The 21,514-nt window shown below is 70.6% G+C and carries 21 protein-coding genes and 1 tRNA gene; 6 read left to right on the top strand and 16 right to left on the bottom strand.

Going from position 1 to position 21,514, the window contains the following annotated elements; all coding sequences use genetic code 11:
• Positions 1 to 346 precede the first annotated feature (346 nt).
• The 4 genes from ACIBH4_RS17275 to ACIBH4_RS17290 all read right to left on the bottom strand — a co-directional run bounded on the left by ACIBH4_RS17275 (position 347) and on the right by ACIBH4_RS17290 (position 2,726).
• On the bottom strand, positions 347 to 541 hold the full coding sequence (locus tag ACIBH4_RS17275; protein WP_350947031.1) for a hypothetical protein: 195 nt from the start codon (positions 539 to 541) through the stop codon (positions 347 to 349).
• A gap of 6 nt (positions 542 to 547) precedes the next feature.
• Complete coding sequence (locus tag ACIBH4_RS17280; protein ID WP_362770134.1) at positions 548 to 1,375, bottom strand: hypothetical protein; 828 nt, start codon at positions 1,373 to 1,375, stop codon at positions 548 to 550.
• 5 nt (positions 1,376 to 1,380) lie between these two features.
• Positions 1,381 to 2,088: a hypothetical protein gene (locus ACIBH4_RS17285; RefSeq protein ID WP_362506439.1), complete on the bottom strand. Its 708-nt coding sequence runs from the start codon at positions 2,086 to 2,088 to the stop codon at positions 1,381 to 1,383.
• Between the two features lie 194 nt (positions 2,089 to 2,282).
• Entirely contained in the window at positions 2,283 to 2,726 is a 444-nt protein-coding gene (locus tag ACIBH4_RS17290; protein WP_362770136.1) for a hypothetical protein, read from the bottom strand.
• A 114-nt stretch (positions 2,727 to 2,840) separates the two neighbouring features.
• On the opposite strand from ACIBH4_RS17290, the gene ACIBH4_RS17295 reads away from it, so the two are divergent.
• Positions 2,841 to 2,917: transfer RNA gene (locus ACIBH4_RS17295), tRNA-Pro, on the top strand.
• Positions 2,918 to 3,026: 109 nt separating this feature from the next.
• Here ACIBH4_RS17295 and ACIBH4_RS17300 read toward each other — a convergent pair.
• From ACIBH4_RS17300 to ACIBH4_RS17335, 8 genes are all read right to left on the bottom strand, one after another.
• On the bottom strand, positions 3,027 to 3,359 hold the full coding sequence (locus tag ACIBH4_RS17300) for a hypothetical protein (RefSeq protein WP_362770138.1): 333 nt from the start codon (positions 3,357 to 3,359) through the stop codon (positions 3,027 to 3,029).
• A gap of 428 nt (positions 3,360 to 3,787) precedes the next feature.
• Entirely contained in the window at positions 3,788 to 4,831 is a 1,044-nt protein-coding gene (locus ACIBH4_RS17305; RefSeq protein WP_362506430.1) for a thiopeptide maturation pyridine synthase, read from the bottom strand.
• A 5-nt stretch (positions 4,832 to 4,836) separates the two neighbouring features.
• The gene (locus ACIBH4_RS17310) at positions 4,837 to 5,667 is read right to left on the bottom strand and encodes a lantibiotic dehydratase C-terminal domain-containing protein (RefSeq protein ID WP_362506427.1); all 831 of its coding nucleotides are present in this window, start codon (positions 5,665 to 5,667) and stop codon (positions 4,837 to 4,839) included.
• The gene (locus tag ACIBH4_RS17315; protein WP_362506424.1) at positions 5,664 to 7,850 is read right to left on the bottom strand and encodes a lantibiotic dehydratase; all 2,187 of its coding nucleotides are present in this window, start codon (positions 7,848 to 7,850) and stop codon (positions 5,664 to 5,666) included. The genes ACIBH4_RS17310 and ACIBH4_RS17315 overlap by 4 nt, the downstream gene beginning before the upstream one ends.
• Positions 7,851 to 7,936: 86 nt before the next feature.
• Entirely contained in the window at positions 7,937 to 8,110 is a 174-nt protein-coding gene (locus ACIBH4_RS17320; RefSeq protein ID WP_362506421.1) for a hypothetical protein, read from the bottom strand.
• Between the two features lie 24 nt (positions 8,111 to 8,134).
• Positions 8,135 to 9,430 (bottom strand): nitroreductase family protein, encoded by a 1,296-nt coding sequence (locus ACIBH4_RS17325; protein WP_362770139.1) that lies wholly within the window; start codon positions 9,428 to 9,430, stop codon positions 8,135 to 8,137.
• A gap of 41 nt (positions 9,431 to 9,471) precedes the next feature.
• A complete protein-coding gene (locus tag ACIBH4_RS17330) occupies positions 9,472 to 11,283 on the bottom strand; it encodes a TOMM precursor leader peptide-binding protein (protein WP_362770141.1) in 1,812 nt (603 codons plus the stop codon).
• Positions 11,280 to 12,686: a hypothetical protein gene (locus ACIBH4_RS17335; protein ID WP_362770143.1), complete on the bottom strand. Its 1,407-nt coding sequence runs from the start codon at positions 12,684 to 12,686 to the stop codon at positions 11,280 to 11,282. Before ACIBH4_RS17335 ends, ACIBH4_RS17330 begins: the two co-directional genes overlap by 4 nt.
• Before the next feature lie 799 nt (positions 12,687 to 13,485).
• Here ACIBH4_RS17335 and ACIBH4_RS17340 point away from each other — a divergent pair.
• The 5 genes from ACIBH4_RS17340 (at position 13,486) to ACIBH4_RS17360 (ending at position 18,437) form a co-directional block, all read left to right on the top strand.
• Entirely contained in the window at positions 13,486 to 13,938 is a 453-nt protein-coding gene (locus ACIBH4_RS17340; RefSeq protein ID WP_362770145.1) for a PASTA domain-containing protein, read from the top strand.
• 241 nt (positions 13,939 to 14,179) lie between these two features.
• Entirely contained in the window at positions 14,180 to 14,560 is a 381-nt protein-coding gene (locus ACIBH4_RS17345) for a hypothetical protein (RefSeq protein WP_362770147.1), read from the top strand.
• A 516-nt stretch (positions 14,561 to 15,076) separates the two neighbouring features.
• Positions 15,077 to 15,418 carry a TraR/DksA C4-type zinc finger protein gene (locus ACIBH4_RS17350; protein WP_362506403.1) on the top strand — a complete coding sequence of 114 codons (342 nt, stop codon included), beginning with the start codon at positions 15,077 to 15,079 and terminating at the stop codon, positions 15,416 to 15,418.
• Positions 15,419 to 15,473: 55 nt separating this feature from the next.
• Positions 15,474 to 17,042, top strand: coding sequence for a helix-turn-helix domain-containing protein (locus ACIBH4_RS17355; RefSeq protein WP_362770149.1), 1,569 nt, complete (start codon positions 15,474 to 15,476; stop codon positions 17,040 to 17,042).
• A 150-nt stretch (positions 17,043 to 17,192) separates the two neighbouring features.
• A complete protein-coding gene (locus ACIBH4_RS17360) occupies positions 17,193 to 18,437 on the top strand; it encodes an FAD-dependent oxidoreductase (protein WP_362506397.1) in 1,245 nt (414 codons plus the stop codon).
• A gap of 228 nt (positions 18,438 to 18,665) precedes the next feature.
• Here the strand turns inward: ACIBH4_RS17360 and ACIBH4_RS17365 are convergent, their stop codons facing one another.
• The 4 genes from ACIBH4_RS17365 to ACIBH4_RS17380 form a co-directional block, all read right to left on the bottom strand.
• Entirely contained in the window at positions 18,666 to 18,941 is a 276-nt protein-coding gene (locus ACIBH4_RS17365; RefSeq protein WP_362506394.1) for a hypothetical protein, read from the bottom strand.
• 240 nt (positions 18,942 to 19,181) lie between these two features.
• Complete coding sequence (locus ACIBH4_RS17370) at positions 19,182 to 19,955, bottom strand: ABC transporter permease subunit (RefSeq protein ID WP_362770151.1); 774 nt, start codon at positions 19,953 to 19,955, stop codon at positions 19,182 to 19,184.
• The gene (locus ACIBH4_RS17375; protein ID WP_362770153.1) at positions 19,952 to 20,713 is read right to left on the bottom strand and encodes an ABC transporter permease; all 762 of its coding nucleotides are present in this window, start codon (positions 20,711 to 20,713) and stop codon (positions 19,952 to 19,954) included. Before ACIBH4_RS17375 ends, ACIBH4_RS17370 begins: the two co-directional genes overlap by 4 nt.
• A complete protein-coding gene (locus ACIBH4_RS17380) occupies positions 20,713 to 21,438 on the bottom strand; it encodes an ATP-binding cassette domain-containing protein (RefSeq protein WP_362770155.1) in 726 nt (241 codons plus the stop codon). Before ACIBH4_RS17380 ends, ACIBH4_RS17375 begins: the two co-directional genes overlap by 1 nt.
• Between the last annotated feature and the right edge of the window lie 76 nt (positions 21,439 to 21,514).

Genomic DNA, 21,514 nt, shown 5'->3' on the forward strand with positions numbered 1-21,514 from the left:
ACCCCCCGGGTACCACCCCGCGCGCCCCCCCGGTACGCCCGGGCCCCGTGGGCGGGGGGGGGGGGGGGCCCCCCCCGGGGGGGGGGGGGGGCCGGGGCGGGCGCCCCCCCCCCCCCCCCACCGGTTTTCCCGCACCGTTCTTCCTTCGCCGGCGCGAGGCGCGTACCAACGCCATCGACGTCGGTTTCCTCATGCCCCGATGCCTGTGAGGCCTTCCCCACGGCCGAAGGAGACCAGGACAGTCGAAAAGGGCCCCGTCCATATGGGCGGGGCCCTTCCTTCGGTGACCGTGTTCCCGATTCTCGGAGCAGGCTCTCCCCGGGTGCGGGGCGGCCGGCTGAGGGGTCTAGCGCCTACGGCGCCAGCCGCCTCCACCCCCGCCGGTCCGCGGACCGGCCGAGCCGATCCCGGCCTGGTGCAGCGCCAGGAGCAGGAGTCCGAGAAGCAGGAAGCCTGTCCCGCTGATCGGGCCGAGTCTGGTGTTGATCAGGTCGAGCAGGAATCCAAGGCCGAAAACGACGGCGGCGGCGATTGCGAGCATGGTTGGTCACCTCGTCCCAGCGGAGATGTTCAGGAGCTGCTCCAAGGTCGCGCGGTAGTCACGCAGAGCGGTCCGGAGATCTTCGGTGTCGTTCTTCTCGGTGTTCTTCCAACGCCCCTGGAGTTCGGTGGCCCGGGTCTCCAGCGCGTTCCTGAGGGAACTCGTGACCTCGTCGAGGAGGGAGTCGGCCCGTTCCACCGCGTCACGCGGGTCGTCCACGAAACCGGCCTGGACCTCCTGCCAGCGCCGCCGTACGTCGTCGGCGTCCTGGTCGAACAGAGCCCCGGCCGTGGTGGGCGCGGTGGCGGCGGGCGTCTGGTCGGTCCGCTCGGCGTCGGTGAAGCCCGTACCCTCGTCGAGCACGTCGTCCGGCCGGTCCGGGGTGCTCCCGGGGAGATCGGAGACGACGGGGGAGTCCGCGCCCGGCACGGAGTCGTACGCGCCGGTGCCGGTCACCGGCGTACCCGGGGTGGTGGCGGAGGGCTGCGCATGGGCGAACGGGCTGTCGTTCCTGCCGTCGCCGTCGAGGTCACCCCGCACGCCGTCGTTCGCCACGTCGTGCCGGTCGTCGTCGAACGAGGTGTCCGATCCGGCGGGGGTGGCGTGCCGCTCGTCGCTCGATTCGACGACGAGAACGTCGTCGCGGTCACTGATCAGCGGGTCGTGCGTCCCGGTGTCCGGGTCGAGGGAAGAGGTGCCCGTGCGGTCGGCGTCCCCGTGGTGCGGCTCCCGGAACTCGGGGGCGACCTCCTCGCCGTGGCGCGGGGTGTTCAGGTCGTCCTCGTCGGCCTTGTGGACCAGCCGGTCCTTGTCCGTGCTGAATCGGTCGTTCATTCGGGTCACCGTCCTTGGGGGTCGCGTCGAGGGGCTCGCTCGGGGTCGTCGATGGTCTCGGGCTGGGTGGAGTCCGTGTGCCGGGCGTCCCGGTCGGCGGGAATCGTGGCGTCCCGGTCGGCGGTCTCGGTCCGCCGGGAGTTCCGGTCGCCGTTGACCGAGGTTTCCGGGGTCGAGGTGCCGGGGGCCGCGAGCAACTCCTCGAACAGGGCGCGGTAGTGGACCATGGCCTGCCGGAGCTCCTCGGTGGAGGCCTCCTTGCGGGCGGCCCGCGTGCTGATCTCGTGAGCCTGCCGGTAGTGGTCGAGGGTGCGGCCGTGTGCGACCGAGAGGTCGGAGAGCCGCTGCTCGAAGTCCTCGGTCGGGTAGCCCCGCTCCGCCATCACGGAGGTGACCAGGTGGTCGGCCTCCGTCACCGCGAAGCCGGGAGCGTCCACGAAACGCTCCTGGACCTCCATCCACTTCTTCGCATAGATCTCGCGCGTTCCGGCGTCCAGGGCGCGGATGTCGAGGGAGCTGAAGCGCTGCTCGCGGGCGATGAGTTCCTGCTCGGCATCGCGCCGGTTCTCGCGCTCCTGCACGGTACGTTCGTATTCGGGGCCGAAACGGTCGCGAAGCCGGTGTCGGCGTTGCTGCTGCATCACGAAATAGCCGACTGCGGCGATCGCCACCACCGCGACCACGATGACGGCCACCCAGATCACGGTGGACATGTCTGCCTCCGGTCGTGTAGGCGCTTGTACCCGTGCGCTGCCCTAGGGTCAAGGCTCGAAACCGGTTGCCAACATCTCTGGCGTGCCACTATTTAGACTTAATTTGATGTTTTACCGCGATTTTTCGGGTATTGACCGTTCCTTTGCGGAGTTTCTGATCGTGGCCCTCCCCGCCTCCGACCGGTTCTCGGCCCTCACTCCTCCGCGTGATCCTCGGCGGCGCCGACGGCCTTCCTGGCCTCGTTCAGCGTCCTCTCGACGAGCCAGTCCCCGGGAGAGGCGGGAACCTCCAGAAACCCCCGCCCCGGCTCGTACGAGATGTCCATCCCGGAGGCGACCAGCCGCCCGGCCCAGCGCAGCGCCGTGTTCAGCTTCTCGGCCGGGATCACCCGGCCCTGCGCCACGGAGGAGAGATTCCGCAGGTTCGTCGCGGGCCCGGACTGGTTGTGCGCGCGGTCCAGCTTCCACGGGATGGCCCGCGAGTGGTCGAGCATCGGCTTCGAGAGACCTGCCACCCGCTTCGCCTGCAAGATCCCCGACTCGCTCACCCCGAACCGCGCGGCCAGCTCCGCGTTAGACAACCCCTGCCCGGCCAGCCGCCGCAACTCCTCCTGGTCGATCAACGCCTTACGCCCCACGGTGCCCCTCGCCCTTCGCGCGATCGCCTGCCCTCGTGGGCGTCGCCGTGTGCGAAGCCCCCTCGATCTGCGCTAAGGTTATGACGTCCCGCCCGAGAGGGCGAAGGACAAGACCGGGACGTAGCGCAGCTTGGTAGCGCACTTGACTGGGGGTCAAGGGGTCGCAGGTTCAAATCCTGTCGTCCCGACCAGGTTTTTGCTGGTCGGCAAGGGTGTCACCCGAAAGGGAGACACCCTTTCTTCATTAGCCGAGTGTCCGGCCGGCGAGTGATCTTAGTTGTCTTGCAGAGACTGATGAAGTCATGTCACAGCCATCTGGGCGGCGGACTTGGTGAGCGACGGGTCGAACTCGCCGACATTGCCGTCATGCTCCAACGCGATCATGGTGTTCCCTACCCGAATGATCACAATGTCGATCGCGACCATCATTCCCGCCGGCAGCAGGCCACGGGTGCGGTACCCGCGACGGGTGAACTCGCTCCCGAGATCCTCCGGCGAGAGGAGGGCCGCCTTGAGTGGATCAGGAGACCTCAGGGCAGACGACTTCTCGGCCAGAGCGGGACTTGGCACCAGCAGCGATCCAGCTAAGACGGTCGCCAGAAGAAACGAACACCTAGTGATCACCCCAGCCACCCTAGATGCACCCTTCTCAACAATGGGAGGGGCACCTATAGCGATCCAGCAACGATCATCGTCGGCGCACAACCCGATCGGTGATCATTTGGTGTTGTCGGTTTGTAGCGCGTGTTTTCCGCGACTGCCCGGAGTGCGCGGTGGAGTTGGAGGCGGGCCAGCGCGGCATCGACCAGGCGGCCTAGGTCGCCCAGTTCGTGCAGCATCCGGCGGCGCGCAGCGTCCCCTTCCAAGAGCGAGGCGTACGTGGCGACCACGCTGTCGTGGCTGGGAGATTCTTCGGCCGCCGATCACTGAGTGACCAACCGGGTGACAACGACATCGTCACGGGGCGGCGGATCGAGGCCGGCCGCGTGAGGGCCTGCCGGCCGGTGATCCGTCCCGCTAGCCGAGGGCTTGACGCGCTCCCCGGCCTGAAGGCCGGAGCCCTAGCCCGCATTTCGGTAGCGGCGCATCGACTCCAGGCCGGAGACGCCGTAGACCTCCTCGACCGCGTTCGCGAGCAGGTGGCAGGTGCGGAAGCGGTCGAGCGGGGTCAGGCCGAGCCTCGTCAGGTGCAGGTAGGTGTAGTTGAGCACCACCCGGTAGCGCAGGAAGTCGGGGCGGGTGAACATGTCGCGGCGGTAGTCGGGGGTGCCGAACATCAGGGTGTGCAGTTCGCCCCTCGTTTCGGCCGGGGCGTCGTCCATGGTCGGCAGCAGGTGCACCACGCGGTCGGCCCTCGCGCGGTAGGTCTCCACGAGCGCCGCCCACTCCCGGACGAACGGGCTGTCCCCGTCCGCGTCGATGGTGTCCACGACCTGCCTGACCCGTTGGGTGAGCTGGGCGCGGCGGGAGTCGTACACCTCGTCGAAGGAGCGCCGGGCGGCCTCTGGATCCTTGGTCCACGGGAGGAAGCCCTCGGCGTGCACCCGGAACGACAGGTAGCTGCGTTTGATCGGGTGGGAGGTGTGCGCGACCGTCAGCAGCAGGGCCATGGCCAGGTCCGACTTGGTGTTGTGGCCGTCGCGGCAGTGGTCGAGCATCGTGAACAGGAGCGGGGTGCTGTCGCTGTAGAACGCGGTGAGCAGGTCGACGGCCTCGTCGCCGCCCAGGACGTGGCGGCGGTCGTCGAACGGGAACTCGACGATCGAGTTGTCGGCGGGCCACGGGGTGAGCGGGCCGTTTTCCTGCTCGCGCGCGGCCATGAGGCGGTGTCGCGCCAGGCTCTCGGCCTGGTCCACCACGTATGTCGACGGGTGGTCGCGTAACCATCCGCCGACGACCGCGTCGATGCGGGGGCGCACCTCCTCCTGCCACATTCGCAGGTCGGTCTTGACGTTGATGCGCAGGTGGGGGCCCTGCCGCCAGTGGCGCACCACGTACGCCGCCTCGACATGGTCGCGGATGTCGGCCAGCAGGGGCCGGACGGCGTCGAGGAGCAGCGGGTCCTTGTCCGGCTCGTGGTAGAAGACGTGGACGCTGTGCCACATGGCGGTCACCTCCGCAGTGCGGCCAGCGCGCGGGCCGCGAGGGTCGAGATGTGCGATTCCAGGTCGGGGCGCAGGCCGATCCGGTTGTGGAACAGGTGGGCGCAGCGCAGCAGCACGCGGGCCCGTTGTGCGTCGTCGCCGATGACGGCCAGGTGGGCGTGGGCGGAGCCCGCGTCGCCGGTCGTCATCGGGAGGCTCGCGGCCAGGTCGTTGATCGAGGCGGCCCAGGTGCCGAGCAGGCCGGGACCGTCCTTCAGGTGCCAGAGGCGTTCGGTCTGGGTGACCAGCGCGGCCGGGAGGTCGCCGGGGTCGTGCGGGGGCAGGCGGCGGGCCGCTTCGGCGAGGTCGGGCTGGCAGGCGGCCATCGTCAGGGTGAGCACGGCGAGGCCGACGGCGGTCCTGCGTTCCATCGCGGGCGCGCCGTGGAGGACGTCGAGCGCGAGGGAGCTGGAGATGCCGAAATGTCTTTCGACGGCGGGCATGTTTCCGTAGACGCGCTCCTCCGGCTCGTACGGGATGAACACCGCGCTGCCGGGCGGATGGAGGGTCGGGTCGTAACTCTCGCGGCGTTCCCCTTGCGCGAGCACGGCCGCCAGCCGCCGGTAGGCCGGGGCGTCGACGGCGGGCGACGGGTGGTCGGCGAACCACCGGGCGGCTCGGGCCCTGATCTCGTCGCGGGGCACCCCTTTCAGGCGCAGCCGCACGTGGGGGCCCGACTCCCAGTAGCGCAGGTAGAAGGAGGCCGTCGCCGACCGGGCCAGCGGGGTGACGACGTCGCGGATCAGGTCGTCGAGGTCGCCGGTGTGGAACAGGTGGGCGCTCTGCCAGGGGGTCACGGGGCGCTCAACTGGATGACGTACTCGGTGACGCGCGGGCCGCCGGGGTAAACGGGGGCGTCCTCGGGGACGGGCAGGGCCTCCTCGACGACCATCAGGGCGTCGGGGTTCCCTGCTGCGTGGCGCAGACCGGCGAGCAGGAAGGGGTCGGTGACGTCGACGTACATGGGCTTGCGGTGTTTGCCGAGCAGGCCCGCGAGCAGGCCGTCGCGCAGGTCCAGGACCCGGGCGAAGAAACGCCGTGGCATGCCGTGGTCGCGCAACCACGACGCCAGCGCGGGCAGGCCGCCCGAAGGGAAGTCGGCGGCGCGCAGCCGCCAGCACTCGCGGGCCAGCGTGACCATGCCCAGGTCGAGGCGGGGCAGGTGGTCGATCCGGCCGCGCGGCGGCACCGGGCCGGGGCGCAACACCCAGCCGGGCACCATCGCGACCGACGGTTCGCCGAAGACCCTGACCAGGAACTGCAACCACGGCGGCAACCAGTGCTGGGCGGTCATGCCCAGGTGCATCGGGCGCAACTTCTCGCCGTCGGCCCACAACGCCAGCCGGGAACCGTCGAGCCGCACCGTCAACGCCGAGGGGTGCAGACCTCCACCCGTGGTGTACGGGTAGTCGATCGTCACATCGGCCGTGGGGGTGCGGAGGTTCAGGCCGCTGCCGAGGGCGCCGGTGACCTCGGCGATCCTGATGTCGCGTTGCGGGGCCCGCAGCGCCGACACGTCCGGGGCGTGGCCGATCCTGCGCAGCTGGTGGTGGAGACGGGACAGCCCTTTCCCGTAACCGGCGGTGACGGTGTTGACGACCAGGCGGCCCTCCGGGAGCGCCTGGGCGTAGACGCAGATCGAACCCGGGGCGCGAAACCGGTCGTCGTCGGGGGGCTCGCCGGTCCGCAGGAAACGTTCGCGCAGGTCCGCGTGGCCGGGACCGGCCGCGAAGACATCGCGGACCAGGTCGCGCAGCGGGCCGGGGTCGCTGTGGACGGCGCGGTAGAAGCTCATGACGGGGACGGCGGCGCCGGGGCCGTACCGGAGCAGGAAGAAGTCGGCGGCGGCCAGTTTCACCGGGAGGTCACCGTCGAACAGGGCCAGCCCCTTCCGCAGCCGGTTGAGGTCGTCGAGCGCCGGGCACCACGCCTCCCGGCCGCACCGGCCCGCGTCGCCGGGGATGACGGCGTTGTGCCAGAACAGATTCCGCTCCGGGATCTCCCTCGGGGTGAGCAGGTCGCGAATCACCTTCGCGTCCTGCTCTACGCCCAGCTTGGTCAGCGGGTCGTCGTCGTGTTCGCCGTACGGCGGCACGAGCTCCACCAGCCCGATGTCGGCCAGCGCCCTGGCCGGTTCGGCGAGCGCCGCCTTCACCGGCTCGGTCGCGGGCACGCTGAGCAGCGGTTCCGTCGCGGTCGGGCCGAGGAACCAGATGCGGCCGTCCTCCTCGAACGCGGTCGGGTTGACCCGCGTCTCCGCGGCCTCCGCGTGCCGCGACAACGTCATCCAGAGCGGGCGCAACACGGCGCGGTCGAGGTCGACGACCTCCCGCCACGTCAGGTCGGCGGGTGGGGCGGACATGGGGCCGTCGTCGGTCCAGGTGCCGAAACCGCTCCACGCGAACGTCGCGTAGGGGCTGGTCTTCATGGTGGCGCGGGCCAGGTAGCGGGCCAGTTTGACCGCCTCCTGGCGCGACGGGGACGTGCGCGCGGCCAGGATCGGGCTGCCGAGTTCGAGCCCTCGGCGGAAGGTCGCGTCCTCGGCCAGTACGCGCAGGAGCTCGGCCTTCTCCCGCTGTTCGGTCTCGTAGACGGCGGGCAGGTCGGCTGCCAGCCTGTCGTGGAGGTCCTTGAGGGCGATCCAGGCGAGGACCCGTACCCGCAGCTCCTCGGGGAGGGCGGCGAGCACCTCCGGCTCGGTCGCCCGCCGGTCAGGGCGGCGGCCCCGGAAGAGATCGCGGCGCAGCGCCACCAGGACCGGCTTGAACACGCCCGCGCCGATCACCTCGTGCAGGGGGCCGGACATCGCCCGGCCCTCGTCAGCCAGCGTGCGGGCGACCTCGAGCAGCTCGTCGACGAGCCTCCATGTGCGCTCACACCGCAACTGCCGCAACCCGTCGGCGGGCAACCCGGCCACCCGGATGGCGAAAGTCGGCGCCACGACGTAATCTCGGTCGGCGGGCTGGGCTGTTCGCGACAAGGACACTCCTTCATCCCGTGGCCGAGGGCGCCCGTGCCGTGGGCGCCCTCGGCGTTTAGTGGGAACGTGCTACCAGCGGGGGCCTACTACGCCTCCGGCGCCCAGCAGCTGTTCGCCTGCATGTACGACGAGCAGTAGCCCATCGCCGACGAGGCGCCCGTCTCGATGGCGCCGTGGCCCTCCATCACGATCGAGTCGGCCGACAGGACGTCGATCGCCTCGACCTCAAGGCCGGACAGGTCCAGGGGGAGCTTGTTCATGACGTTTCTCCTTCTCTTTGTCTTTCACTGATCGGTGTGTTCCGGACGTGCCTTCGAACCTCCTTCCTGCGGATCGGGGAACCGGAGAACCAGGTCTGGCCCCCGGGACCTGGGGACGCCGACGAGCAGGGCCGACAGGCTCCGCGCCGGGCCCGCCAGGCCCAGGACACGGTCCGTCGCCTCGTCGGCGCAGTCGGAGTGGATACGGGAGGTGAGGCCCAGCGCGGCGGCGGCCAGCGTCGCCCGCTGCAGCGACGCGCCGATCTCCACGAGCTGGTCACGATGGTCGCGCGCGGTGCCCGCCAGGGGGTCGCCCACGAGGACGATCACCGCGGCGGCTGTCTTCAGGGCCTCCCGGGTGTTCGCCACGAGGGGGGCCGCGCCCAGTTCCTCCAGCGGTGCGGCACGGACCCGTCGGAGGACGCCGTCGTAGTGATAGGCGGCCCTCGGGAGGCCGTCGACGCGCAAGGCCAGCAGGTAGAGGTCCAGGCCGGGGCAGACGGTCAGGTCGGCTATCGCGACGATCTCCGTCAGCGGGACGGGCGCCGGGCGGAAACCGTCGATGGGGGAGTGGCGCGCGCGCAGACCGTCGCGGAGATCCACCACTTCGGCCGCAACCCGGATGCTCTGTTCCGGTGGGCTCGGACGCCTCGCCCGCGTGGTGGCTTCCGCAGCCTGGTGCAGGTCGCGGGCCGCGCCCGGAGGAAACGGCAGGGGGAGAGGCAGGGCCTCCCGTGGCAGGTCGCCGGAGTTCCGCGGGGCGTCGGCGGGCTCCGGCGGAAGGATCCGTTCGTACGGCTCCACGTGCAGGACGGCCAGCGGGGATTCGCGGGTTTTGTCCAGACCGAGTAGGGCGTCGTCGGCGTCGCCGGGGGTGACGGTCAGGCCCAGGGTGGCGGCGACCACCTCCGCCTGGGTGCGCAGGACGCCGATCTCCTGGCAGATCAGGCGGTAGGCGTAGTCGCCGTACTTGAACATGGAACGCCAGAAGACCGCCGTGAGGCAGATCCGCGCCGGGCCGTGGTCACCCGTGCGCAGCACCTCCAGGACCTCGTGGACCGGGTCGTAGTGGAACAGCCCGTCCGGGCAGGCGACATAGGCCTCGATCGGATATAAGCCTCCCCCGGAGGGCGCCGGACGGCCCGGGATCGCCATCGGGCCCGCGTCCGTGTGCCGCCAGATCACGCGGGTGATGCCGAGCATGCCCCGGAGCAGCGCGTCCAGCGGGTGCCGTGGGTCGACCCATTCGGCCGACGGGTAGCGTTTGTGCCGGAGCGGCGCCAGGTCCCACCGGATGTCGAGCGGCCCGCGATCCGCCATCGCCGCCACGTAACGTGCTGCCGCGTCCGTCGTCGCGCGCCTCATGGGAACGGGTGCGGATAGGGGTTGAGATCGTCCACCGCGAGGTCGCGGTCGAGGTAGCCGATCGCGCGGCCTCGTGTCAGCAGCCGGGGGAGCCCGTGCACCCGCCGGTGGTGGTGGCCGAACGTGATCGGCACCGCTCCCGGCACGATCACCTTCGCGCAGGCGAACCCGCCCATCGCCGCCTCGGGCGAGGTGGTGTCGACGGCGATCACGTCCATGCCACTGATCAGGAACCGGGCCACCAGGTCACGCAGGTCGTCGGTCAGGTCGTCGTGGGCCGGCCACTCCGGCAGCTCGCCGACCGTCAGCTCGGTGCCGTCCGACAGGAATTCCAGCCGCTCGTACGCCTTCGGGTGCCCGTACACCATCGGGTGGTGCTCCAGCAGGCGCACCTCGTCGGAGTCGGCCACCAGCCGGGCCGCCTCGCTCTCGTCATAACGGGCGACGTGATTGGCGAGCATCGGGCCCAGCTCGTCCAGGGCCCGGCGCAGGGCCCGTTCGGGGTCGAGGTGTGCGGCGCCGCCGCACATCGCCTTCGGCCGGTCCGGCCGTCCCGACCGGTCGACGGCGGTGATCCAGAAGACCGGCAATCCCTGTTCGAGGGTGACCACGTGGGCGTGGACGTCGTAGCCGAGCCGGTCGCCGATCCGCTGGGCGGTCATCGGGACGCGCCGGTCGCGCGCCGAACGCAGATCGACCCGGGGGAGCGGGAGGCGGGCGTACCAGGTGGTCAGGAAGGCGTCCCGTTCGGCGACCTCCAGCAGGCCGTAGAGGATCGCCTCCGCGAGCGACCCGCCGAGGGCGCAGCCGTTGGAACACTCGTAGGCGAAGCCCCGGTCGGGCCGGGGGCCGAAGTAGGCGAACGTCTCCGGCACCAGCACCGGCCCGCCCCGCTGGAACGAGTGGCCCCAGACCCAGGCGGTCTCTCGCGCCGGGTCGAACCGGGTGAACCAGAAACCGGGCCGTTCGTACCAGTCGTCGGGATACAACCCCAGGTGGCGCGGATCGAGCGCCTGGTCGGCGATGTCGTCGAACGCGGCCCTGACGGTGGTCCGGCGCCCGCGCGGCGAGAACCCGGCCAGCCGTTCGAGTGCCTCGGCGACGGCGGTCGCCTTCGCGGCGGGCACGTCCTCGCACCGCCCGAACCCGTGGTGGCTCTCGTGGGCGGCCCGCGCGGGGTTCAGTCGCGCCACGGCGACCGCGCCGTCCCGCGCGTCGGCGGCCACCGAGCGCACGACACCCGTCTCCGGGTCGACGTAGCGGCGTTCCAGGTCGGCGAGGTCGAGGGTGGCGACCCGGAAACCCGACACCTTCGGCTGCGGCGTGAAGACGAACGGGCGTGGCTCGTCGGGCGGCCGGTCGCCGCAGACCTCGCAGAACGGGTCGGGCAGGAACGGGTGGCGTTCCAGTGCGCCGGTCAGGACCGGCATCCGGAGCATCGCTCCGCTCGTCAGCGCGGCCGACGGGTCGGTCAGCAGGTTTTCGACCTCTTCGGCCACCAGTTCGCCGACCGTCCCGGCCACGAGGGAGGTGAGGAGGGCGGGGCGGTCGCGCAGACGTGTCTCGAAGTGCTCCCGGTTCCCGGCGCGCCGCCGCTCCACACAGGTAGGACAGCCCGGCCTGTCGGGGAAGACAGTGGGACCGATCACGACATGTCCTGCTTCGGTGTGTACGGGCAACCAAGGCACCCCGTAACGCCGCCGCCCGATGTCGTCGGCGTCGCTGGCGACCACGACGACCCCGCCCGACCGCACCCGCGCCCTGATCGCTTCGAAGAGCCGCCCCGACCCCACCACGTCGGCGGTCACGGCGTCACCCGCGCCACGAACGCCGGCCCGTCGACGGGCGACGAGGCGGCGGTTCCGCCGATCGGATGTCCCTCGCTCGCCCACCGCACGGGTGGTTCGAGGCCGGTCTGCGCCCGCAGCAACACCCGCTCCAGCCCGTCGTGCAACCCGAGCGACACGATCGGCGGGCGGTCCGGTACCTCGAACCGCAACACCGCCGACCCCGGGATCTTCCGGACGACCGGCACCTCACCGGACGCCACGACCTGCCGCCAGAGCGGCCCGTCCTGCGGCACAAGCACCTCGTCCCCCGTCTCCAGCATCGCCGCCTCGGCTTCGAGCCGCTGCCGGTGGGCCGCGGAGACGGCGTCCTCCCAGGTCAGCCCCGCACCGAGGAAACCGTCGCCGGAGTCCGCCGCGAACACCGCCAGCAGACACCGCAACCGCGCCGTGTCGTGATCCGCGCCCCACCCGACGACCTCGCGGTCACCGACCAGCGCCCGCACGACGGAGAGCGGCCCCTGCGGATAGGCACCCTCGTCGAGAACCGCGATCATCCCCATCCGGGGATCCACTAGATCACGACAAAGCGCGAAAAACCGGTCCCGAGCTCCCGCATCGTTCGAGGCATCGTGCCCACCGAACCCCGCCGCAACCGGAGGCTCCGGGCTTCCGTCACCGGCGTCGCGGTCCCCGCTGTCCGCCGACATCCGCGACGCGTGGGTGGCTCCGGACACCTCCGCCGGATCCCAGCGCAGTCCCGCGAAACGGTGGATCGTGCTCTCCAAATTGCGCAGATCAACGCGGGTGAACGCGCGCCGCGCCTCCGTGAGCCCCGTCATCGCCGAGAAGACCCCCAGGGCCACCTGGGACGCCAGCACGCGAGGGACCGCGCCGCGCAACCAGTCGCCCCGCGTCCCCTCGCGGAGGGACAACCGCCCCCACCCGGTGGCCGCGTCGGTCTCCCCGGGCGGTCCCGCGGAGGTCAGCCAGGCCTCGTCGTCGCAGATCAGCACCTGCGCGAGCACCACGTCGGCGGGGCAGGCGAGCGCCCCGGCCAGCAGTTCCTCACGGGAGGTGCTGACCTGCACCAGAACGTCCTCGCCCGAGGCCACCACCTCGCGCCAGCCCACCGACCGGAGGCACTCGACCAGCGCCGGGACCAGCACCCCGGTCCCCGTCACGCGCAGTGCCGAGTTCCGCACCCGGGCGAACCGCCCCGGGTGCCCGGCGAACGCGATCTCGGCCGCGTAGGTCTCCAGCTCCTCGGCGGACAACCCGTGAGCCGTAGCCCCGGTGTCGTCGACGACGAACCGCAGGTCGGCGAGCCGTCCGACCAGGCCGGTGACCAGGTCGCGCTGAGCCTCGGGCAAGCCCGAGGTCAGCTCGTCCAGGGTCAGGACCCCGTCGAGGCGTGGCGCCAATCGTTCCAGCAGGGCCAGCGCGTGGGGTCCACGCAGTGTAGCCGCCCCGTAATCCCCGTAAACATGAATCCCCCCGGGGAACTCGACCCACCGTACGTCAGCGCGTAGTCGGGGACGAAACATCTCCACATTTAGTGGGAGCGCTCCCATACGCCCATAATACCGTCGACCGATTTGCCCCGCAAGATCCATGTTTCAGGCATATGACATCTCATCACCCCTGGACGATTGGATTCGGGTGCTGATGTGGCCTTTTCCGGTGGTACGCAGCCCGTTCATTCGCCTGAGGAAATGGCATATCCGGAATCGGCGCGCCCAGGCATTGACAAAGCGACTCTGCCCGTCCTCTCCCTGGATATGAGCAGCTTTTCCACCGGAATGGCCGCCCGCACCTTCTCGACGTGGGCGCGAAAAACCTCCAGGCAGTGGCACGGCCCTTCGGCCGCCCGCCGAACACCCGGTCGGTGATCGTCGCCCGCGCCGCCGAGTAGCACAGGGCGGATCCGTTTGCGGTAGGTCGCCCCCGTTACGGCGGTTCCACTGCGGCCCACCTTGGCGAGCAGGGCCTGATGAGTCTCGGTGGAATCTGTTATTTCCCGCTCCTGATCTTGAGAGCTAATCGCCGGTGTCCAGGGATCACCGGCACACCACCTCCCAGGACATGACCGGTGCCCCTGCCCTTTCGTGGTGAGTGGGGCGTCGCATCCTGGTACGCCAACAGAACGACGTTCACTGGTCAACCAGCAGGCCATCCGAACCGTCCTCACCTATCCGTCCACCACAACACAGGAGCGCCTGCATGAGAATCGCCGGTTCGATCGTGATCGCCGTAGTCGTTGCCGCTCTCGCCGGGTGCGGGGCGGGTGCGAACACTGCGGCACCCGTCGTGACCGTCACCGCGCCGGCACCTGTGGAGAAGAGCCCCGAGCCGATCGAGCAGGACGACAAGGAGCCCACTCCCACCCTGATCGAGGAGACCGAGGAGACCGAGGAGAAAGAAGAGAAAGAAGAGAAAGAAGAGGCGGTGGAGAAGAAGGTCCTGCCGGACGTTGTCGGAATGAACCTGCAGGAGGGTCAGGACACCATGCAGGCCGCAGGCTTCTACATCCTGAACGACAAGGATGCCACCGGGCAAAACCGCTTCCAGGTGTATGACCGAAACTGGGTGGTGACCAAGCAGACGCCCGCTGCCGGCCGGAAGGTGGCGGTCGACACGCTGATCATTTTGTATGCGAAGAAGATCGGCGAGTAAGACGAGTAGTGCGGGGGCGCCCCTGTCTTCAGGGACGTCGTCGTGTTCGATCGCGATCAGCCGCCCCAAAGGCATACGAGGAATCGCTGGACGTCATGTCCTCCCTTGATGGCGGGGAGACACGGTCCCCGGGCGGGATGACCCCTCGCCCCGACTCGCCAGGTCTTGCCGGATTGCTCGCGGATCATGCGGCTGATGCCGTGAAATGTCTTTTCCGGTGGGGTGGGCTATGGTCGGCCGTATGACGGGGCCGTGGAGAACTCCACAGGGGTCCATCGCGTTCGTCGGCGTGATGGGCCTGGTTCTGTTGTCCCTGGTGCTGGTCGGCGCTTCGTGCAAGGCGAGCTGCGGTAGCTCGACGGTTACGCAGAGTTCGGCCTCCGGCCCGGCGTGGGAGTCCGGCGGATGGGACGCCGACCTGTCCAGCCTGCCGCCGCAGCAGGCGGGCGAGGCCCGCGCGCATCACGTGTTGTCCCTGCGACCGCCCACGCGCGGCGAACGCCACTGCGAACTCGCACATCTGGTGCTGCTGCCATCGCCGGGCTCGGGCGCGGATACGCTGCGCGATCCTCAGCAACTGGCTCACCGCACCGCGGGATCGCGCAGCCCGCCGCTGACCTAGCCGATGTCTTCCCGTCGGGCTCTGCGGCCACGCGCTGCGGAGTCCGACAACGGCGCACCCAGTGCACCCCCGTACCCGTACCGGGCTTTTCCCTGGCGCCGGTCCGGGCGTGCCGCTGCGCCTTGAAGACGTCTCGCGACCGTCCCCTTGGCAGGAGAAGCGGCAGGCCCTCTTCGTCCGAAGCCGCCCTTTTGCGTTTGGGGTGCTTTCACCGTGCCGCCTTTCCTGTCGATGTCCGTCAGGAGCCGATCATCGTCATGGCCGTTGTCGCATCAGTCCACGCCCATCCGAGGCTGAAGCCTCCGCGCCGACCGCACGCCACCCTGAGGCTCCCGGCCGGCGCGGCGCCCCGGCCGCAGCACGCAACCGTCCGCGGTCTGATGCGGCCGTGCCCGCAGCCGGCCCTGGCGGCCGACCTCGCTCTGTCCGTCCGCTGACGCGCCGCGAAAGAAGCCCCGCCGAGGCCTTCTTCTCTCCAACACCTTCTTGACCCATCATGGAAAGGATCACATGATCATGACCGATAGTCACACGACATCACATCTCAGCAGTGTGCAGCTCCAGTCACTGCGCCAGGACCTGCTGGAGCAACTGGAGCAGCGCAGCAGGCACCTGCACGGCCTGCGGGTACAGGAGCAGGAAGGCAGCGGTGCCGACGGCACCTGGCAGGAACTGGTCGTCTCGATCACCGCTGCCGAGCGCGCCGTCGCGGAGCTGTCCCATGCCTGCGACAGACTGGCGACCGACGCCTACGGCCGCTGTGCCCACTGCGAGTCACCCATCCCGTTCGAACGGCTCAAGGTCCGGCCGCTGGCCCGCACCTGCATCGACTGCCAACGGCGGCACGAGGCCGCCTGACACCACGGAAGGGGGCGGAGCGGTCTGCCCCCTTTCCGACCACCCGGAGCTGAACATGATCACATTGGACCGTCTGGTGAACGTGCTCGGTGGGTACGGCGTGCGGCTGTACGGCCGTCCCGAGGCGCGCTCGGCGTGGCTGCGCAGTGTGGCGATACCGGACGCCGCCAACCATCACGTCGCAGGCGACGTGCTCCTCGCCGTCGGAGCCTCCTCGCTCGCCGAGGCGGTGCGGTGGGCGGCCGCCGACAAGGCCACAGCGGTCCTGGTACGCCCCCCTCGAACCGGCGACGAGAGTGGGAGCGGCGCGGACGTCGAGCGGGAGGCCGCCGCGATCGCCGACCGGTACGGAGTGGCCGTGTTGCTGGCCGACCCCGATGTCTCCTGGAGCCAGCTGGCCGGCGTGGTGTACGGGCTGGTGCTGGAGAGCCGCGAGACCGCCTCGGGACGCGGCCCCACCGACCTGTTCGCCCTCGCCGACAACCTGGCCGACGTCATCGGCGGTGCGGTGACCATCGAGGACCGGCACTCGCAGGTACTGGCCTACTCCCGCTCCCAGCAGGCGGGAGATCCGGCCCGGCTGGAGACCATTCTCGGGCGGCGGGTCCCGGAACGGCTGCGTGAGCTGTTCCGGCAACAGGAGGTTTTCACCCGCCTGGCGGCGACGAACGAACCGGTGTTCGTCCCCGCCGACGCCGGGCACGGCCTGACCGGGCGGATGGCGGTGGCGGTGCGGGCCGGCCGCGAGCTGCTCGGTTCGGTGTGGGTCAGCTGCGCCGAACCGCTGACGGGCGCCCGCCGCCGTGCGCTGGTCGACGGCGCGCGCACCGTAGCCCTGCATCTGCTGCGCTCCCGGGCCAGCGCCGACCTGGAGCGGCAGGTGGAGTCCGACCTGGTCATCCGACTGCTGGAGGGCAGCGCCGACGCCGCGACGGTGATCAGCCGGCTGGGCCTGGCCCCGCGGGAGATACGCGTCATCGCGGTCCGCGCCTACACCCCCGACGATCGTCACGCCGCGCTGTTGCTCGCCCTTGAGCAGGCCACCACAGGCTTCGGCTGGTCCCGGCCCGGGCGCAGCGCGCTGCTCGGCGACACCCTCTACACCATCCTGCCGGCCGAGCGGGCCGAGGCGGCCAGGCAGTGGATCGCGGGCCTGTGCTCCGAACTGCCCGCCCAGGTGCGTGTCATGGCCGGGATCGGCGCACCCGCCGAGGCGGCGGACCTGGCCGCGGGCCGACAGGAGGCCGACGAGTGCCTGGCGCTGCACGAGAGCGCCGAGCCCGGGGCCGTGCCGCCCGCCTACGACGAGTCCTGGGACGACATCCTGCTGCGGCGACTGCGCGCGGCCGCGCGCACCGGTCGGGCGCCGGCCCGCGGGCCGGTGAGCGCGCTGCTGCGGCACGACACCAGCCACGGCACGCACTTCGTCGCCACGCTGCGGGCCTGGCTGGAGAGCCAGGGCGATCTCACCCTGGCCGCCGAGCGACTCGGGGTGCACCCCAACACCGTCCGCAACCGGCTCCGCAAAATGGACGAGCTGAGTCCGCTGGACCTGTACGACGCCCGCCGGCGCCTGGCCATGACCATCATGCTGGCCGCGTTGGAGGACGAACCTCGCCGATGACCTGCTCAGGGCCTGTCACCGTTCCCGGCGTCGGCGTTGTACGGGATCCACAACGAGGGCGTCGCGATTGTGGCCCGCTCACAATGCCGCCGGTCACCGCTCCGGCCATCCTGGCAAGGACATCGACGTTCGTACTTGTTGGAGGTTGGCATGGTCGGCAACTGGCCACGATCGGTGATCGTGGTTGGCGCGGGCATCGTGGGTCTGTCGACCGCGTGGTTCCTGCAGGAGCGTGGTGTCCAGGTCGACGTGATCGACCGCGGCGGCGTGGCGGCCGGCGCGTCCTGGGGCAACGCCGGCTGGGTCGCGCCTGGCCTGGCCATCCCGCTCAACGAACCCGCCGTCCTGCGCTACGGCCTGCGCTCGCTGCTCAACCCGGCCGCGCCGCTGCACGTGCCCGCGACCCTCGATCCGGGCCTGTGGAGTTTCCTGGCCCGCTTCGCCGCCAACAGCCACTGGCGGTCGTGGACCCGCGCCGCGCGCGCCAACCTGCCGCTCAACGACGAATGCGTCGAGGCCTACGAGGTGCTCGCCGCCAACGGTGTGTCCGCACCCGTCATCGCGGCGCCGATCACCGCGGCGTTCCGTACGCCACGTCAGGCCGAAAGCCTGCTGCGCGAGCTGCGCAGGCTGCAGGCGGCCGGGCAGAAGGTCGATCACACCGTGCTGGACGGCGCTCGGCTGGCCGAGCATGCCCCGCTCGCCGGTGAGGCGTTGAAGGCGGGGGTGCGGATCGACGGCCAGCGCTACGTTGACCCGGGCGCCTTCGTGCATGCCCTGGGAAAGGCTGTCATGCGACGCGGCGCGACCGTGTACGCCGTCGAGGTCGACGAGGTGCGCACCGACGACAGGAAGGTGATCGTCCGCTCGGCCAAGGGCACCGTGCTGTCCGCCGACGCGGTGGTGCTGGCCACTGGTGCCTGGCTGCCCCGCCTGGCCCGGCAGTGGGGCGTGCGTGTCCCGGTGCGGGCCGGTCGCGGTTACTCCTTCACCGTGCCGGTCGATCATCCTGTCCCCGGCCCCATCTACCTGCCCGAGGAGCGGGTGGCGTGCACGCCGTACCGCGACGGGCTGCGGGTGGCGGGCACGATGGAGTTCCGCGACCCGGACGCCCCGCAGGTGCCCGCCCGGCTGGAGGCCCTCGTCGCCTCCGTCCGACCGCTTCTGCGGGGTGTGCGCTGGGAGGAGCGTACCGACGTCTGGGTGGGGCCCCGCCCCGTCACCCCGGACGGGCGGCCGCTCGTCGGCGCGACGGTGGCCCCCACCGTCTACGTGGCGGGTGGCCACGGCATGTGGGGCCTGGCCCACGGCCCGATCACGGGCAGGTTGCTGGCCGAGCAGATCACCACCGGCAAGCAGCCCGCCGCCCTGGTCGACCTCGACCCCCTTCGCTGACGCGGGTCGCGCACAGACCGTCCGGCTCGCCGTGCCGACACAACGAGCGGACGGACAGCGCTGCCCGCGATCGCACCGGTGTTCGCCGACCCCGGCATGTTCAAGGCGGGGTCGGCGAGGTTTCCCACTGCCCGCACTCGGCCTGCCGCGGAGTCGAGTCTTTCGGCACCCGCATCTCGGGCGCCTCAAGGGCTCGGGCTGTGGCTCGCCCGTCACGCCTGGTGAGGCTCAGGGGATGTACACCTCGTAGTAGTAGCCCGGCGTATAAATGCCCCTCCCGAACCAGTGACAGCCGACGAGCCCGCTGTACAGACCGCTCTGCGCGTCGACGTCGTAGTAGCTCTCGCATTCGGCCAGGGTGGGGAAGGGGCCCACCTTGTACCAGTCCGGTGTCGGCCAGCCCCCGCTGGCCGCGGCCGCGCTGGTCTGGATGGCGGTACCGGCCAGGACGCTGGCGCCCAGCGCCACGGCGAGGACGGCGGAACGCAGTCGGCGGATCTTCATCGTGGGCGACTCCTCACGTTCGGGAAGGAGAACACCTTCAGATGAGCATCGGCTATCGGGCTTGAGGAGATACCAGTTATCCATATTTCGGGTTGATGGAGCGTTCGTCGAGGCGGTTTCGCCTGACCTGAACACGTGAGCGCCCCGTCGGACTGAGCGGGCAGGACCGGAGCGGTGAGCGCGCCGGTGGTCCGGCGTGTCGGTCGCCCTGAGCGCGGACGGGGACGTCGTCCGGCCGGATCAGGCGTCTCGGCGTTCGAAGACGACGGCTGCGGTGGCGAGCGCGACGAGCGTCCAGGCAAGGACGAGTAGCGAGCCCTCCCACCGACCGAGCGACGTGCCGGTCTCCGCGCCCGCTGAGAGCCACATGCCGCGGCCCGCCGTGTCGGGCAGGTAGGCGGCGTAACCCATGTGATCCCGGACGTACGGGCCGACGATGAAGTAGTAGCCGAGCAGGACCGCGACGGCCGGGAGACTCCTCCTCGCGACGGTCGCGAGGGAGGAGGCGATCAACGTGGTGAGGACGAGGTAGGCGATCGCCCCCGCCGCGGCCTGCGCCGTTCGGCGACCGTCCATGGGGGCCGTCAGGTCCACCGGAGCGAGCTGGGCGATCACCACACCGGCGGCGACGGTCACGGCGGCGACCGGGACGGCCGCGAGGGCGAGAGCGAGTGCCTTGACGAGCTGCAGCTCGATCCGTCGGGGCATGCTCGTCAGGCTCGTTCTGATCTGGCCGCCACCGTACTCCGAGGTGGCGGCGAGGACGCCGAGGACGATGAAGCCTGCCTGCAGGTATCCGGTTGAGGCCAGGCCGAGGTCGAGTGCGGAGGTCGCGTCGCCTCGCCCCTGTTTCGCCGCGGCGACGAACGCGGCATCGAGGACGAGTGCCGCGCCCCAGGTCCCGAGCGCCGTCAGACACAGGGCGGGCAGGGTGAGCAGTTTGACGAACTCGGCGCGGAACGCGTCCATGACGATCTCACGGCGGGACCGTGCCTGCCACGAGGTGACGGTCATGCGTCTCTCCGCCGGAACACGGCGACGCCGACGGCGAGTACCGCGATCACCCAGGACGTCATCACCAGGCCACCGGTCGCCGGAGCGATCTGCACGGAGGATCTGAAGTCGCGGAGGAACATCCGTGCCCCGACCAGGTCCGGCAGATAGTTCGCGGCGTCGATCACGCGGGAGAGGAGGTAGGTGACCGACACGAGAGAGGTGTTCAGGATCAGCACCGTCAGCGGTATGACGCCGTTGCGGGTGAGGAGCGTGATGCCGTAGGCGAGCAGCGAGGTGAGCACCCAGTAGAGGACGACCCCGAGCGCGCGCGGAGCGGTGTCGGCGGTGAGCGATGTGGCGTGGTCGCCGAGGACGACCCGGGTGACGGTGAGGGTCACCGCGGTCGTGACCGTCGCCAGCACGGCCACCGTCAGGACCAGCGCCGTGGTCTTCGCGGCGAGGAGCCGGGTGCGGGAGGGTACGGCGGTCAGACTCGTGGTGACCTGGCGGGTGCCGGCCGACTCCTCTCCCTCGGTCAGGTACTCGCTGCTGATGGCGACCACGCCGAGGATGATCGCGCCGAGGACGCCGAACGCGAGTTCCTGGTATCCGGCGTCGCCGCCGGGAACGGCCCCGGTGCCGTTCTCGATCGCCCGCACGGCCGTGGACGCGTTGAGGAAGGCGATCGCCGGTGACACGACGAGGCCGATCACGAAGGCGATCCAGGCCGACGGTAACCCGAGGAGCTTGAGCAACTCCGCGCCTGCGATCCGCACTACCGACCTCCCGGCGTCGCGTCGCCGGATCCCGCCGAGGTCAGCGCGAAGAAGGCGTCCTCAAGGGTTCGGTGGTCGCCGGTGACCTCGGCCAGGGTGCCCCGGCTCACGATTTGCCCCCTGTCGATGACGACGACGTCGTCGACGGTCTCGGCGAGTTCGCCCATGAGATGGCTCGACAGCAGGACGGTCCGGCCCGCGGCGGCGCGATCGCGCAGGAACTGCCGCATCCATCGGATGCCTCCGGGGTCGAGCCCGTTGATCGGCTCGTCCAGCACCAGCACCTCCGGGTCGCCCAGCAGAGCCGCCGCGAGACCCAGACGTCGCCCCATGCCGAGCGAGTACCCGCTCACACGCTTTCCCGCGGCCTCCGTCAGGCCGACGACGGCGAGAACCTCGTCGACCCGCCCACGGGGCAGACCGTTACTCGCGGCCACCCATCGCAGGTGGGCCCGCCCCGTCCGTGAACGGTGTGCTCCGCTCCCGTCGAGCAGCGCGCCCACGGTGGTCAAGGGGCGGTTCAATTGGGCGAAAGGCCGGCCGCACACGAGCGCGACGCCCTCCTGCGCCCGATCCAGACCCAGGAGGATCCGGAGCGTCGAGGACTTTCCCGCCCCGTTCGGGCCGAGGAAGCCCGTCACGCGGCCCGGCCGGGCCTCGAAACCGACGTCGGACAGGATCCGGGTGCTTCCCCGTCGTTTGCTGACGTGTTCGACAGTGATCATTCAACCCTCGCGTGAGTCGTGGTGAGGCGATCAGTCAACCGGGCGGCGGCCGTCCCCACATCGGACGTCGGATCGA

The sequence above is a fragment of the Streptosporangium sp. NPDC050284 genome (assembly GCF_044459525.1).
Classification (GTDB): domain Bacteria; phylum Actinomycetota; class Actinomycetes; order Streptosporangiales; family Streptosporangiaceae; genus Streptosporangium.